The organism is Streptomyces sp. NPDC088350 (genome assembly GCF_044753545.1).
Taxonomy (GTDB): Bacteria; Actinomycetota; Actinomycetes; order Streptomycetales; family Streptomycetaceae; genus Streptomyces.
On record NZ_JBIVNL010000011.1, the window covers coordinates 223,173 to 237,143 of the forward strand.

Here is a 13,971-nt window from a genome sequence, read left to right on the forward strand (position 1 = left end):
TGGGGCACAGAGACCGTGGATAGTAAGTATTCACGTACTATCCCTGCCATGGATCATCTCTCCGAGGCCGCCCGAATTCGTCGTGGTGTCGTCCGGCTGAACCGGCGGCTGCGGCAGGAGCGCGGCGGCGAAGGCGGGCTCACTCCGAACCAGTTGATCGTGCTCGGGCATCTGCACCGGCACGCGTCGGCGACACCCGGCGACGTCGCGGCGGCCGAGCGGCAGCGGCCCCAGTCCCTCACGCGGACCTTCGCCGAACTGGAGGCGGAGGGGTTGATCGCGCGTGCACCGGACCCCGTGGACCGGCGACAGTCCGTGCTCACGCTGACGGAGGAGGGGAGGCGGGCGGTGGAGCGGGACATGGGTGAGCGGGATGTGTGGCTGGCGGGGGCGTTGGGGTCGTTGAGCGCGACGGAGCGGGGGGTGCTGGAGCTGGCGGCAGTGCTGATGGAGCGGCTGGCGGACGTAAGCGTTTCGACGGAGGGTCGCTGAGAAATCTGCGGGCCGGTGGGGGCTGGTCGCGCAGTTCCCCGCGCCCCTGAGGGAGTTGCCCCTGACCGGAGTTGCCATGAGTCCATGAGGTCTGTGAGCGGCTCAGAAACCGCCGCCGAAGTCTCCACCGCCTCCCCCTCCGAAGTCCCCTCCCCCGCCGCCGTCCCCGAAGCCCCCGCCGAAGTCGCCGGGGTCGAAGTCCGCCCCGGAGACGTCCCCGCCGTCGTAACCGCCGCTGCCGAAGTCGCCGTAACCGGTGCCGTAGTCGGAGGCGTAGGACGGGGTGGACATCATGCTGCCCAGGAGCGTGCCGACGAGGAGGCCGGGGAGGAGGCCGCCGCCGAAGTAGCCGCCGGCCCAGGGGCCGTAGGCCGGGCCCGCGTCCCAGTACGGGCGGCGGCCGTAGTCCGTGTCGACCTCGCGGATCATCGGGTCCCGGCCGTCGGCGAGGCGGGCCTGGTCGGCCGCGCAGACCGGGACCTCGCGGGGCGCTCCCCCGGCCGGAGTCCAGGTGGCGTCGGCGACCGAGGGGCCGTGGCGCGGGTCGAAGAAGCAGGGGGCACGGCGTTCGGGCAGCGGGCGGCCCTCGCGGCGGGCGGCGAGCTGCGCGAGGGAGAAGCGGCCGTCCTCCAGGGCCTGGGTGACGGACCGGACGTCCTCGGGTTTCGTGGCCGCCGCCATGTACGTCTTCGCCTGCTCGTAGGCGTCGAGGGCGCGTTCGTAGTCGGCGCGCATCGCGTCGTCGGCGCGCGGCTCGGCCGGGTGGAAGTCGAGGCGGTCCAGTTCCTCGCCGAACGCCGTGATGTCCTCGTCGACCACCACCCGCAGCTTGTCGAGCGCGGCCCGCCGCTCCTCCAGCCTGCGGCGGCGGGAACGCCGTACGAGGGTGTACGCCCCCGCGCCGCCGGCCACCAGGACGCCGCCCGCGACGATCAGCGCCGTGGTGGAAACCCCGTTGCCGCTTGAAGAGCCGCCCCAGGACGCGGGCGCCGAGCCGCCCATGTTGGCGAGCGCGCGGTCGGTGAAATCGGCGAGCTGGGTCTTCGCGTCCTCGCCCTGCACGCTGCTGACCAGGTTCTTCACGGCCGCGTTCGACAGGACCCGGGAGTCCGCGCGGGCGTCGAAACGGTCGCCGAGGCGGATCGCGTAGAGCCCGGTGATACCGGTGGCGGTGCGGAGGTTCGTGAAGAGGTTCGCCGTCGGGTAGCCGGCGGGCAGGACCACGACGAAGACAGGCTTGTCGGCCTTCTTGATCCGCTGCGCGAGCGCGTCGGCGGACGGCAACGCGGACGCAGAAGGGTCGACGTAGACGGGCCCCTTGCGCAGGGCCTGCCCGATCGTCGAGACGCCGGTGTCCGCGCCGGCCGGGGACGCCATGGTCAGCGCGGTGAGCAGCACGGCCAGCAGCAGCCCCGGGAGGCTTCGGCTCCAAGCGACAGCCTTCATAATCCGACGCTATCCGAAGCGCCCTGAAGGGGCGCGGGGAACTGCGCGACCAGCCACGACAATGCCGCAGCCGACCGACAACCCCTCGCGCCCCTGCAGCGGCTCCCTTACGCCGCCCGGTAAGCCTCCTCCAGCTTCTGTACGGCCGCGCCGTACTTCCCGGTCAGCAGCAGATGGTCCGCATCGGCGAACGGCTTCGACACCGCCGCCGTGATGTTCTGGCCCACCTTCCGCTGGACGATCAGCCGCGCCTCGGTGACGAGCGCCTTGCCGGTCTCCGCGGACTTGGCGCGCGCCGCCGCGCTCTCCAGGGCCTTCAGAGCGGCCGTGCCACCCTCCGGCGCCTTCGTCAGCGTCGTCAGACCCCAGCCGTACGGGAACTGCGGATCGTACGACGTGTCGCCGACGTTGATCGGCAACTGGGCCTCCGACTTCGGCCAGGTGACCGGGAGTTGGCCGGTGAAGGACCGCTTGCCGTAGAGGACGTCGGCCACGCCGTCGCCCTCGGTGCCGGGCAGCCAGGAGGCGACCAGGGCGTCGATCTTGGGGAGCCGGTCGCCGATCAGCTGCGGGCGCCCGGAGACGATCAGCACCGCGCACTTCATCGCCGCGCACACCTTGTCCACGGCTGCCTGGTCGGCCGGGGTGAGGGTCAGGTCGTTGCCGTTGCCGACATCGCCGATGCCCTCGGCGTACGGGGTCTCGCCGACGACGACCACACCCACGTCGTAACCGCTGGTCGGGGCGGAGGCGTCCTTGGAGTACGTGACGTTCCCGCCGGCGTTCTTCATGCCCTGGAGGATCGTCGTGCCGGTGGTGTGGGTGCCGGACGAGCCCTGCCAGGTGATGGTCCAGCCGCCGGTCTGGTTGCCGAGGTCGTCGGCGTTGGAACCGGCGACGTAGACCTTCTGCGACTTCTTCAGCGGGAGCACCCCGCCCGCGTTCTTCAGCAGCACCTGCGACTCGGCGGCGGCCTGGCGCGCTACGGACCGGTGCGAACTGGAGCCGATCTGCGCCGCGTTGCTCGTGTCGGCGTACGGCTTCTCGAAGAGGCCGAGCTTGAACTTCTGGGTGAGGATGCGGGAGACGGCGTCGTCGATCCGCTTCTCGGTGACGTGACCGGCCTTCACCTCGGCGACGAGCATCGCGCTGAAGTCCTTGTAGCTGTACGGGACCATCATCATGTCGACGCCCGCGTTGACCGCCGTGTCGACGTGCGCCGCGTAGTCGCCGGGGAGTTGGTCGATGGCGTTCCAGTCGCTGATGACGAAGCCGTCGAAGCCCATCCGGTTCTTGAGGACGCCGTTGATCATGTCGGCGCGGGCGTGCATCTTCACCGGGCCGAGGCCGTCGCCGACGATGTCGAGAGAGGAGTAGGACGGCATGACCGTGCCGATGCCCCGGTCGACGGCCGTCTGGAACGGGGCCAGGTGGATGGCCTCCAGCTGCTGGCGGGTGACCGTGGTGACGCCCTGGTCGATGGTGTAGGTGCCGGTGGTGGAGGAGCCGTAGGCCGTGCCGCCGTCGCCGACGAAGTGCTTGGCGGTGGCGAGGACCTTGTCGTCGTCCTTCAACTGCCTGCCGTTCGCGGCGCCTTGGAGACCCTGGATCATCGTCTCCATGGACTGCACGAGCGCCGGGTCCTCGCCGAACGACTCGTAGGAGCGGCCCCAGCGTTCGTCACGGGTGACGCAGAGGCAGGGCGCGAAGTCCCAGGGGACGCCGGTCGACCGGACCTCACTGGCCGTCACCGCGCCTGTCCTCCGGGCGAGTTGGGGGTCGCGGGTCGCGCCGATGCCGATGTTGTGCGGCATGATCGTGGCGCCGGCCAGGTTGTTGTGGCCGTGGACCGCGTCGACGCCGTAGATCAGCGGGATCTGGAACCGGGTTGCCTGCGCCCGGAGTTGGAACGCGTCGATCATCTTCGCCCAGGCCGCGGCCGTGTTGGGGGTCGGGGTCGAGCCGCCGCCGGAGAGCAGTGAGCCGAGGTCGTAGGTGGCGACGTCGGCGCCGGTGCCCACGCCGCCGCGCTCGGCCTGGGTCATCTGCCCGGCCTTCTCCTCCAGGGACATGCGCTTGACCAGGTCGGCGACGCGCTTCCTGATCGGCAACTTGCTGTCCAGGTACGGCAGTCCGTGCGCGTCGATGACGACCTGCGGGGTCTCGGTCGGGGCCTTGGCGCCGGTGACCGTCAGCTTGAGCGGGATCGTCTCGGCGTTCTCGGCCGACTTGCCCTTGAGCGTGCGGACCTTGACGGTCTGGGTGGTGCCGGACGCGGTGCCCGCCGGGAAGGTGAGGGTGCCGGAGACCGGGGTGTAGTCCTTGCCGGCGGTGGCGGTGCCGCCGTCGGAGGCGTAGGCGACGGTCACCGGGTCGTCGAGCGGGACGGCGCCGGTGGTGGCCACGGTGACCTCGGCCGTGGCCGTACCGCCCTCCTTGACCGGGTAGACGGCGGAGTCGGTGGTGACGGAGGCGCGCAAGGACTGGTCGGCCTTGCCGTACAACTCGACGTCGTCCATGGCGAATTGGCCGTGGATGCCGACCGGGAGGGTGACCGCGTACCCCCACATCTGGGTGAGGCCGAGGACGTGGTCGATGCCGCCGACGGGCTGGTAGTCCGTGCGGTAGACGAAGTTGGCGAACGGGATCTCGATCTGCTTCCAGCCGGTGAAGTCGTCCGTGAAGGACGTCGTCCACAGCTCGGAGGCCTCGCCGTTCGCGCCGCCGTCCTTGATCTCGAAGTTGGTCGCCTTGCCGGTGTTCTGGCCGTCCCACCAGAACCGGATGCCTTTGTGCGCCGACCAGTCGTGGGCGGGCGCGTTCGCGGCGTAGTCGTGGGTGAAGCCGCCGTAGCCGCTGATGTCGTAGGTACCGGAGAGAACCTTGGCGCCCTCGGGGGCGTCCGGTCTCGCGGTCAGGGCGAGTTGGGGCGGGTCGTCGTTGTCGCCGCCCCAGGTGAAGATGCCCTCGGCGGGCTGGCTCGCGAAGGGCACCTCGCCTTCGAAGCGGTCGACGGCTACGGGTGCGGGGTCGTCGGCCGCCTGGGACACGGCCGGTGACAGCAGCGCGGCCAACAGTGCGGTGGAGACGAGCAGGGCGGTTCTCGGCATGGACCTTCCCTCGGCTCTGGGGCTCTGGTTCACTCTGGTTCGCCCATTTCACTCATGACTTAGATCACGTCGTGAGTTAACTAACGGCCCGCAGACCCGTCAAGACATCTCGTCAGGAAGGGCTAACGGCACCCGTAAGCAAGCGCGGCCAGGTCCGGGCCGACGGCAAGGCCATGAGCCTCGGCGAGTTCGAGAAGCTCGCCGAGGACTCGTGCTGAACTCCTGGGGGCCTACTTGGCCGGTTCCACGCCCGCGCGCAGCAGACCGTACGTGTACGCGTCCTCCAGCGCCTGCCACGACGCGGCGATGACGTTCTCCGCGACGCCCACCGTCGACCACTCGCCCGCGCCGTCGGACGTGGAGATCAGGACGCGGGTCGTGGAGGACGTGCCGTGGACGCCTTCCAGGATGCGGACCTTGTAGTCGACGAGGTCGAGCTTGGCGAGCTGGGGGTAGAGCTTTTCGAGGGCTACGCGCAGGGCGCGGTCGAGGGCGTTGACCGGGCCGTTGCCCTCGGCCGTGGCGACGATGCGCTCGCCCTTGGCGTAGAGCTTGACCGTGGCCTCGTTGGCGTGGGTGCCGTCGGGGCGGTCCTCGACGATCGCGCGCCAGGACTCGACCTCGAAGTAGGAGCGGGCCTTGCCCTCTGCCTCGGCGCGGAGGAGGAGTTCGAAGGACGCGTCGGCCGCCTCGTAGGTGTAGCCCCTGAGTTCGCGCTCCTTGACGCGGTCCACCACCCGGCCGACCAGTTCGCGGTCGCCGCTGATGTCGACGCCGAGTTCCTTGCCCTTCAGCTCGATCGACGCGCGGCCCGCCATGTCGGAGACCAGCATCCGCATGGTGTTGCCGACCTGCTCGGGGTCGATGTGCTGGTACAGGTCCGGGTCGACCTTGATCGCGGAGGCGTGCAGGCCGGCCTTGTGGGCGAAGGCGGATACGCCGACGTACGGCTGGTGCGTCGACGGGGTGAGGTTCACTACCTCGGCGATGGCGTGGGAGATGCGGGTCATCTCACGCAGCTTGCCGTCGGGGAGGACCTTCTTGCCGTACTTCAGCTCCAGGGCCGCGACGACGGGGAAGAGGTTGGCGTTGCCGACGCGCTCTCCGTAGCCGTTCGCCGTGCACTGGACGTGGGTCGCGCCCGCGTCGACGGCGGCGAGGGTGTTGGCGACCGCGCAGCCGGTGTCGTCCTGGGTGTGGATGCCGAGCCGGGCGCCGGTGTCGGCGAGGACGGTGGCGACGACCGCCTGGATCTGCGCCGGGAGCATCCCGCCGTTGGTGTCGCAGAGGATCACGACGGACGCGCCGGCCTCGGCGGCGGACCGTACGACCGCTTTCGCGTACTCGGGGTTGGCGCGGTAGCCGTCGAAGAAGTGCTCGCAGTCGACGAAGACGCGGCGGCCCTGGGCGACCAGGTGGGAGACGGTGTCGCGGACCATCTCCAGGTTCTCGTCGAGGGTGGTGCGCAGGGCCAGCTCGACATGGCGGTCGTGGGACTTCGCGACGAGGGTGATGACGTCGGCGCCGGAGTCCAGGAGTGCCTTGACCTGCGGGTCCTCGGCCGCTTTGGCGCCGGCGCGGCGGGTGGCGCCGAACGCGACCAGCTGGGCGTGCTTGAAGTCGATCTCCTGCCGGGCGCGGGCGAAGAACTCGGTGTCCCGCGGGTTCGCGCCGGGCCAGCCGCCCTCGATGAAGCCAACGCCGAAGTCGTCCAGGTGCCGAGCGATGGCCAGCTTGTCCGCGACGGTGAGGTTGATGCCCTCCCGCTGCGCGCCGTCACGCAGGGTCGTGTCGAAGACGTGGAACGAATCGTCGAGTTCGCTGGTTTCCGTCATGGTCTCTGGCTCCTGAGGATCTGGATCTCGGTCTGTACCGGAATGACCGGCTCCACCGTCCCCCAATGATCCCTCGCGCTGCGCTCCCGGCTGAAGGTGGGCCAGAAAAGCGAAAAACCTCTCGCGGGTGCGAGAGGTCTGCGCGCGGGTCGAGGACGACGATGGCCGCCCGTACCTGGTCGTACGTGGCGGTCACTGCGGACCGGCGCGCCTGCTGCCAATAATCGTGGCGAACGAGAGCACGGGGGCAGTCTGGCACACCTGCGGCCGTGCTCACCGTCCGTCTCATGATGCGAACAGTCGGTTGATCAACTCACCTGGCGGACGAACACGTCCGCGACCCCGTTGGTGTCGTCCGGCACCAGGGAGGACGCCGAGCTGAACGCCACCGCACGCCCGCCGGCGGTCAGCGTGTCCGGTCCCACCTGGGCGTCCGTCGGGAGGGCGGCGCCTTTCCGCCCGGTCCGCAGGTCGCGCACCCGTGTGCCGTCCGCGCCCGCGACGACGGCGTACCGGCCGTCCGCCGTGGCCGACAGGGGACGCCCGTCCGCCACCCGCCGGGACTCGCCGGTGCGCAGGTCGTGGACGTACAGGCCGCCCTCGGCGTCGAGGAGGACGCGGCGGCCGTCCGCGGTGATACGGACCAGGTAGGCGGCGCCGAGGCCCGTGTCGACCTGGGTCCGCTCGCCCGTCCTGCGGTCCTTGACGAAGACGTCGGCCGGGTCCGTCCCGGAGCCGGTGCGGACGCCGTACGCGACCCGTTCGCCGTCGCCGCTCACCGAGGCCCCGGCCTTGTCGCCCTCCTCGGCCGGGGAGATCAGCTCGTCGGTGCCGGTGGCCGTGTCGCGGACGTACAGGAGCCGGGTGGCCTGCGGGCCGTTGCGGTTGCCGATGGTGTACGCGACGTGCGTGCCGTCCGGGCTGATCGACTCCACGCCGCCCAACTCGTCGAAGCCGGGCGGGTTCTCGGGCCACAGCTTCGTCGAGACGCCGGTGGCGCGGTCGTACAGGTACGGCGCCTGGAACCGGACGCCGGCGGAGAAGGCGACCCGGCTCCCGTCGGCGCTCGGCATCGGCGAGCCGTACGCGTAGCCGCTGCCGAGGTCGACCGCGGTGACCTTGCCGGTGGTCAGGTCCTTCAGCCGCAGGCACGTGAAGTACTGCGCGCAGCCCAAGCTCGGCGCCGTCGAGGTGAACGCGACATGCCGGCCGTCGGCGCTGATCGCGGCGCCGCCGGACGGCCCGTCGGCCTGGCTGCCGTCGGCGGCGGTACTGACCCGCTCCACCGGGGGCGGCCGGTGCGGTGCCGCGGTGGCCGGGACGGCGGCGGCACCCAGCGCGAGGAGCAGCGCGGCCCCCAAGGACATGCCGGAGGTGCGTCTGGACATCAACATGATTTCCCCCGAAACCTCGTCTTCCCCCGGTCCCGCACCGGGGACTCACAGGGATGCAAGCGCACCGGGCGCCCCGGGTCAATGCGCTCGTCTGCGTACAACCCGGACGCGCCCTCAGGAGTCCGCGAGGAGCCCCTCGTCGATGAACTCCCTTACGTGGCCGAGAACTTGCGCCCGGTCCGTTCCGCGCAGCCCGATCGCCACATGGATGGAGAACCCGTCGAGGAGGGCGCGGAGGCGGGCGGCGAAGCGGTCCGGGTCGACGCGGCGGAACTCGCCGCGCGAGACGCCCTCCGCGATCAGCGCGACGAGGTCGCGGTGCCAGACGCCCTCGATGACGGCCTGCCGGTCGCGGGCGTTCTCGTCGGCGTTCTGCGAGCGGTTCCAGACCTCCAGCCACAGCGTCCAGTGCGGATCGCGGTGCCCGTGCGGGACGTACAGGTCGACGTACGCGTCGACGCGCTCGCGGGCGGTGGCCGTACGGGTGAGGAGCCGGCCGCGTTCGGCGCCGAGTCTGCCCTCGCTCCACTCCAGGGTCTGGAGCAGGAGTTCGTCCTTGGAGTGGAAGTAGTAGAGGAGATGGCCGCTGCTCATGCCGACCTCGCGGCCGAGCGCCGCCATGGTGAGCTTCTCCAGACCGCGTGCGGCGATCATGCCCATGGCGGCGGCGAGGACGTCCTCGCGCGGCGGCGCGTTCTTCCGCGCACCGGCCATCGTCCGACTCCCTAGATTTTCGGCTGCTGTTGGGTGACGCAGTGGATGCCTCCACCGCCCGCGAAGATCGTACGGGCGTCCACCGGCGTCACCGTCCGCCCGGGGAAGAGACGGCGGAGGATCCCGGCGGCGATCTCGTCCTGCGGGTCGTCGAAGGCGCAGAGCACGACCCCGCCGTTGCAGAGGTAGTGGTTGACGTAGGAGTAGTCGGCCCAGTGGCCGTCGGCCTCCAGCACGGTCGGCGCCGGGATCTCCACGACCTCCAGGCGGCGGCCCTTCGCGTCGGTCTCGGCGCGGAGGAGGGCGAGGTACTCCTGGGAGCGGGCGTGGTCCGGGTGGGCCGGGTCGCGCTGGCTGTGGACCACTACGGTGCCGGGCCGGGCGAAGGCCGCGACGATGTCGACATGGCCCTGGGTGCCGTAGACGCCGTAGTCGCCGGTGAGGCCGTGCGGGAGCCAGATGGCCTTGGTGGTGCCGAGGTTGGCGTGGATCTCCGCCTCGACCTGCTCGCGGGTCCAGCCGGGGTTGCGGCCGGCGCCGAGCTGGACCGTCTCGGTGAGCAGGACCGTGCCCTCGCCGTCGACGTGGATGGCGCCGCCCTCGTTGACGAGTTCCGAGGTGTACGTCTTCGCGCCGGCGAGATCCGCGACGTGCGAGCCGATCTTCGCGTCGTGCTCCCAGCGGGCCCAGTCCTGGGCGCCCCAGCCGTTGAACGTCCAGTCCACGGCGGCCAGTTCACGGCCGTCGGTGACGAACGTGGGGCCGATGTCCCGCATCCACGCGTCGTCCAGTTCGCGCTCGACCAGGTCGATGTCCGGGCCGAGCAGTTCGCGCGCCGACTCGGCCTGCCCGGGCCCGTGCATCATCGTCACCGGTTCGAAGCGGCGCACGGCACGGGCCACCGACGCCCAGGCGGTACGGGCCTCCGCCAGCTCCCCGGCGTTGGTGAAGGTCGGGTTGGGCCCGGGCCAGGCCATCCAGGTGCGCTCGTGCGGGGCCCACTCGGGGGGCATACGGAAGCCGTCGGCGGCGGGCGTGGTCATGAGGAATCCTTTCCGGAAATGTGACACTCGACCGGCCATGTGTCACAAAAAGTAGAGGCGGTTGAGGGAGACGGACTCGGCCGGTTCGGAGCGCAGCGGCTCCCCGTCGAGGGTGACCAGGCCGGTGCGCTGGTCGACGTCGACCGCTCCGGTACGGGAGTTGAGCCGCAGGTCGGCGGGTCCGATGCCCCGGGTGCCGCGAACTGCCACGCGGCGGCGGCGAGTTGGCATCGAGTCGTTGCCCTGGTCCAGGGCCGCCTGTGCGACGAAGGCCACGGAGATGTCGGCGGGGGTCGTACCGTGCGCGCCGAACTGCGGTCCCAGAACCAGGGGTTCGCAGGTGTCGGTCGCCGCGTTGGGGTCGCCGACCACGCCGTAGGCCGGGAATCCCGACTTCAGCACCAGCTGCGGTTTCGCGCCGAAGTACTCGGGCCGCCACAGCACGAGGTCGGCGAGCTTGCCGACCTCGAGGGAGCCGACCTCGTGCGAAAGCCCGTGCGCGATCGCGGGGTTGATGGTCAGCTTGGCGATGTAGCGCAGGACGCGTTCATTGTCGTCATCACCGGACGGCGCGCCGAGTTCGGCCTTCATCTTCCCGGCCATCGCGAACGTACGGCGGACCGTCTCTCCCGCCCGGCCCATGCCCTGCGCGTCGGACGAGGTGATGCCGATCGCGCCCAGGTCGTGCAGCACGTCCTCGGCACCCATCGTCCCGGCGCGGATGCGGTCGCGGGCCATGGCGGCGTCGCCGGGCAGGTCGGTCTTCAGGTCGTGGACGGAGACGATCATGCCGTAGTGCTCGGCGACGGCGTCCCGGCCGAAGGGGAGGGTGGGGTTGGTGGAGGAGCCGATGACGTTCGCGACTCCCGCCATTTTCAGGACGTTCGGCACGTGTCCGCCGCCGCACCCCTCGATGTGGAAGGCGTGGATCGTCCGGCCCTCCAGGACACGAAGCGTGTCCTCCACCGACAGGCACTCGTTCAACCCGTCGCTGTGCAGGGCGACTTGGACGTCGTGGTCCTCCGCTACCCGCAACGCCGTATCCAGGGCGCGGGTGTGGGCGCCCATGTCCTCGTGGACCTTGAAGCCGCTGGCACCGCCTTCGGCGAGCGCCTCGATCAGCGGTGCGTCCGAGGACGACGAACCCCGGCCCAGGAAGCCGATGTTGACCGGCCAGGCGTCGAACGCGTTGAACGCGTGGCGCAGCGCCCAGGGCGAGTTGACGCCGACGCCCCACACCGGGCCGAACTCCTGGCCGATGATCGTGGTCACCCCGGACGCCAGCGAGGCCTCCATGATGCGCGGCGACAGCAGATGGACATGCGTGTCGACGGCACCGGCGGTGGCGATCAGCCCCTCGCCGGAGACGATGGAGGTACCGGTGCCGACGACGACGTCGACCCCGTCGAGGGTGTCGGGGTTACCGGCCCGCCCGAGGGAACAGATCCGCCCTTCGCGGATACCGATGGAGACCTTCCGGATGCCCTGCACCGCGTCGATCACCACCACATTGCTGATCACGACGTCGCAGGTGTCGCGGACGGCGGCGGCCTTGAGGTGCAGTCCGTCGCGGGCGGTCTTGCCGAAGCCGGCGAGGAACTCGTCGCCGTAGCGCTGGGAGTCGGACTCGACGCGGACGGTCAGCCCCGAGTCGCCGAGGCGGACCCGGTCGCCGGCACGGGGGCCATGGGTGGCGGCGTACTCGTACGGGTTCACAGCTCGACTCCCAGGTAGCCGCAGGCGGTTGCCCGGCGCAGGGCCTCTTCCTTGGCGCCCGGCGCGTCCAGCGGTCCGTCGACGAGCCCCGCGAAACCGATCGCGATCCGCTCGCCGCCGATCGGCAGCAGACCGACCTCGGCGCGCTCGCCCGGCCCGAAGCGGACGGACGACCCGGCGGGTACGGCGAGCCGCATGCCGTAGGCCTCGGCGCGGGGGAAGTCGAGGCGCGGGTTGGCCTCGAAGAAGTGGAAGTGGGAGGTCACGGAGACGGGGACGGTCGCCGTGTTGACGACCGTGAGGCGGACGACGGCCTCGGGCTCGGCGTGCGCGGGCCCGGGCCGGAGCGCGCCCGGAGCCCGGTCCCCCAGGCTGCCGCCGCCGATGGGGTCGGAGACGACCGCGAGTCGCGAGCCGTCGTCGAAGACGGCCTCGACATGCACCTCGGTGACGACGTCGGCGACACCCGGCAGGACGTCGTCCGGCCCCAGGACCGACCGGGCGCGCGAGATCGCGACGGCGAGTCGCGCACCGTCCCTGGCCGCCTCGCACACCGTGTCCGCGATGAGCGCGGTGGCCTCCGGCACGTTGAGCCGGAGGCCGCGCGCCTTGCGGGCGCGGGCCAGTTCGGCGGCCGAGAACAGCAGCAGCCGGTCACGTTCCGTGGGGGTGAGTCTCATCCCGCATCCCTCCTTTAGAGCAGAACTCTAAACGAAGAATCCTCACACCGGGCGACTTGACGCGCCCCCATCCCTGGTTTGCATTGAACGTCACTCTAAACCGGGCGGGGCTCATCATTTCTGGGCGCCTCCGTGCACGGGCCACTGGACGGTCGCGCCCTGCGCTCTCAGCCCGTCTGGGGGTGCCCCCTCTGGGGGAGTGTGAGGACGAGGCCGTTCAGGCCGGTCACCCCGGCTCCAACCCCGGCAGGAACTCGCTCGCCCCGAACGCCGGCCTCAGGTCGGTGAACCACGTCGCGCTCTCGTCGTACGCCGCGAAGAACGGGCGGTCCACGAGGGCGGGATCGCGGGCCTGGATCAGATGCAGCACGAAGACCTTCTCGCCGGCGATCTCCGCGACGCCGTCGACGCAGACCTTGCCCGGCATCGCGGACATGACCGGGCCGCGGACCGTGCGGGCGAGGCCGGAGACGCGGGCGTAGGCGTCGCGGAAGATCTGGTGACCGCGGGCCAGCGGGACGCCGAAGTAGCCCTGGGGGCCGGTGTCGCGCTCGACGAACTGGTAGTACGGCACCGCGCCGAGCGTGGTCGTCTCGTCCCACAGTTCGGCCCAGGCCTCTGCGCTGTCGTTGATGCCGGCCACCAGCGGGCCCTGGCAGCGGATCACCGCGCCCGTGCCCCGTACCCGGCGCATCGCCTCCCGTACGACCGGCGGGCGCACCTCCTGCGGATGCGTGAAGTGGGCCATGAGGGCGAGGTGACGGCCGCTCGCCACCACCTTCTCGAAGAGGAGGAGCAGGTCGTCGGCGTCCCGGTCGGTCGTGAAGCGGTACGGCCAGAAGGCGAGGGACTTGGTGCCGATGCGGATCGAGCGGACCGTGTCGATCTCCAGGAGGGGGTCGACGTAGCGGCGAAGGACCTCTGTACTCATCACCAACGGGTCGCCGCCCGTGATGAGGGTGCTGGTGACCTCGGGGTGGGCCCGGAGGTAGGCGGTGGTCGTGGTGATGTCGTCGGTGGCGATGCGGAGTTCGGACTCGCCGACGAACTGCGGCCAGCGGAAGCAGTACGTGCAGTAGGCGTGGCAGGTCTGGCCCTGGCGCGGGAAGACCAGCACGGTCTCGGGGTACTTGTGCTGGAGGCCGGTGAGGCGTTCGCCCTCGTGCACGGGCACGTTGGCGTCGAGCTGGCCCGAGGGGTGCGGGTTCAGCTTCATCCGGATCTCGTGGGCCGCGCGCAGGACTTCGGCCTTGGGTGCCTCCTGGGAGAGGAGGTCGGCCATCTGCTTGAGGTCGGGTTCGGGCAACATCCCGGCCTGCGGGAACGTCAGCCGGAAGATCGGGTCGCCGGGGACCGCCGACCAGTCGATCAACTCGTCCACGACATACGTGTTCGTACGGAACGGCAGGACCGTGGAGACGGCCCGCAGGGCGAGCCGCTCGGCGGCCGACAGGGACACGCGTTTCAGCAGGCCGTCCAGGTCGCGGGGGGTGAAGGCGCGAAATCGGGGGCGGTGCGTTGAACTCATGTGTGCCGGGGCC

General features: G+C 70.8%; 10 protein-coding genes. 1 reads left to right on the forward strand and 9 read right to left on the reverse strand.

Going from position 1 to position 13,971, the window contains the following annotated elements:
- Nucleotides 1–48: 48 nt before the first annotated feature.
- A complete protein-coding gene (locus ACIQBL_RS35240) occupies nt 49–492 on the forward strand; it encodes a MarR family winged helix-turn-helix transcriptional regulator (RefSeq protein WP_401949299.1) in 444 nt (147 codons plus the stop codon).
- Nucleotides 493–594: 102 nt separating this feature from the next.
- Here ACIQBL_RS35240 and ACIQBL_RS35245 read toward each other — a convergent pair whose 3' ends face one another.
- The 9 genes from ACIQBL_RS35245 to ACIQBL_RS35285 all read right to left on the reverse strand — a co-directional run bounded on the left by ACIQBL_RS35245 (nt 595) and on the right by ACIQBL_RS35285 (nt 13,958).
- Entirely contained in the window at nt 595–1,938 is a 1,344-nt protein-coding gene (locus tag ACIQBL_RS35245) for a hypothetical protein (RefSeq protein WP_401949302.1), read from the reverse strand.
- 107 nt (nt 1,939–2,045) lie between these two features.
- Nucleotides 2,046–5,048 carry a glycoside hydrolase family 3 protein gene (locus tag ACIQBL_RS35250; RefSeq protein ID WP_401949304.1) on the reverse strand — a complete coding sequence of 1,001 codons (3,003 nt, stop codon included), beginning with the start codon at nt 5,046–5,048 and terminating at the stop codon, nt 2,046–2,048.
- A gap of 230 nt (nt 5,049–5,278) precedes the next feature.
- Nucleotides 5,279–6,883, reverse strand: coding sequence for a citramalate synthase (gene cimA / locus ACIQBL_RS35255; protein WP_401949307.1), 1,605 nt, complete (start codon nt 6,881–6,883; stop codon nt 5,279–5,281).
- Nucleotides 6,884–7,191: 308 nt separating this feature from the next.
- Nucleotides 7,192–8,271 (reverse strand): TolB family protein, encoded by a 1,080-nt coding sequence (locus tag ACIQBL_RS35260; RefSeq protein WP_401949310.1) that lies wholly within the window; start codon nt 8,269–8,271, stop codon nt 7,192–7,194.
- Between the two features lie 120 nt (nt 8,272–8,391).
- Complete coding sequence (locus ACIQBL_RS35265) at nt 8,392–8,991, reverse strand: TetR/AcrR family transcriptional regulator (protein ID WP_401949313.1); 600 nt, start codon at nt 8,989–8,991, stop codon at nt 8,392–8,394.
- An 11-nt stretch (nt 8,992–9,002) separates the two neighbouring features.
- Complete coding sequence (locus ACIQBL_RS35270; RefSeq protein WP_401949315.1) at nt 9,003–10,034, reverse strand: agmatine/peptidylarginine deiminase; 1,032 nt, start codon at nt 10,032–10,034, stop codon at nt 9,003–9,005.
- Between the two features lie 42 nt (nt 10,035–10,076).
- Nucleotides 10,077–11,774: an urease subunit alpha gene (locus ACIQBL_RS35275; protein WP_401949623.1), complete on the reverse strand. Its 1,698-nt coding sequence runs from the start codon at nt 11,772–11,774 to the stop codon at nt 10,077–10,079.
- A complete protein-coding gene (gene ureA, locus ACIQBL_RS35280) occupies nt 11,747–12,430 on the reverse strand; it encodes an urease subunit gamma (RefSeq protein WP_401949317.1) in 684 nt (227 codons plus the stop codon). Before ureA ends, ACIQBL_RS35275 begins: the two co-directional genes overlap by 28 nt.
- A gap of 226 nt (nt 12,431–12,656) precedes the next feature.
- Nucleotides 12,657–13,958 carry a KamA family radical SAM protein gene (locus ACIQBL_RS35285; RefSeq protein ID WP_401949320.1) on the reverse strand — a complete coding sequence of 434 codons (1,302 nt, stop codon included), beginning with the start codon at nt 13,956–13,958 and terminating at the stop codon, nt 12,657–12,659.
- Between the last annotated feature and the right edge of the window lie 13 nt (nt 13,959–13,971).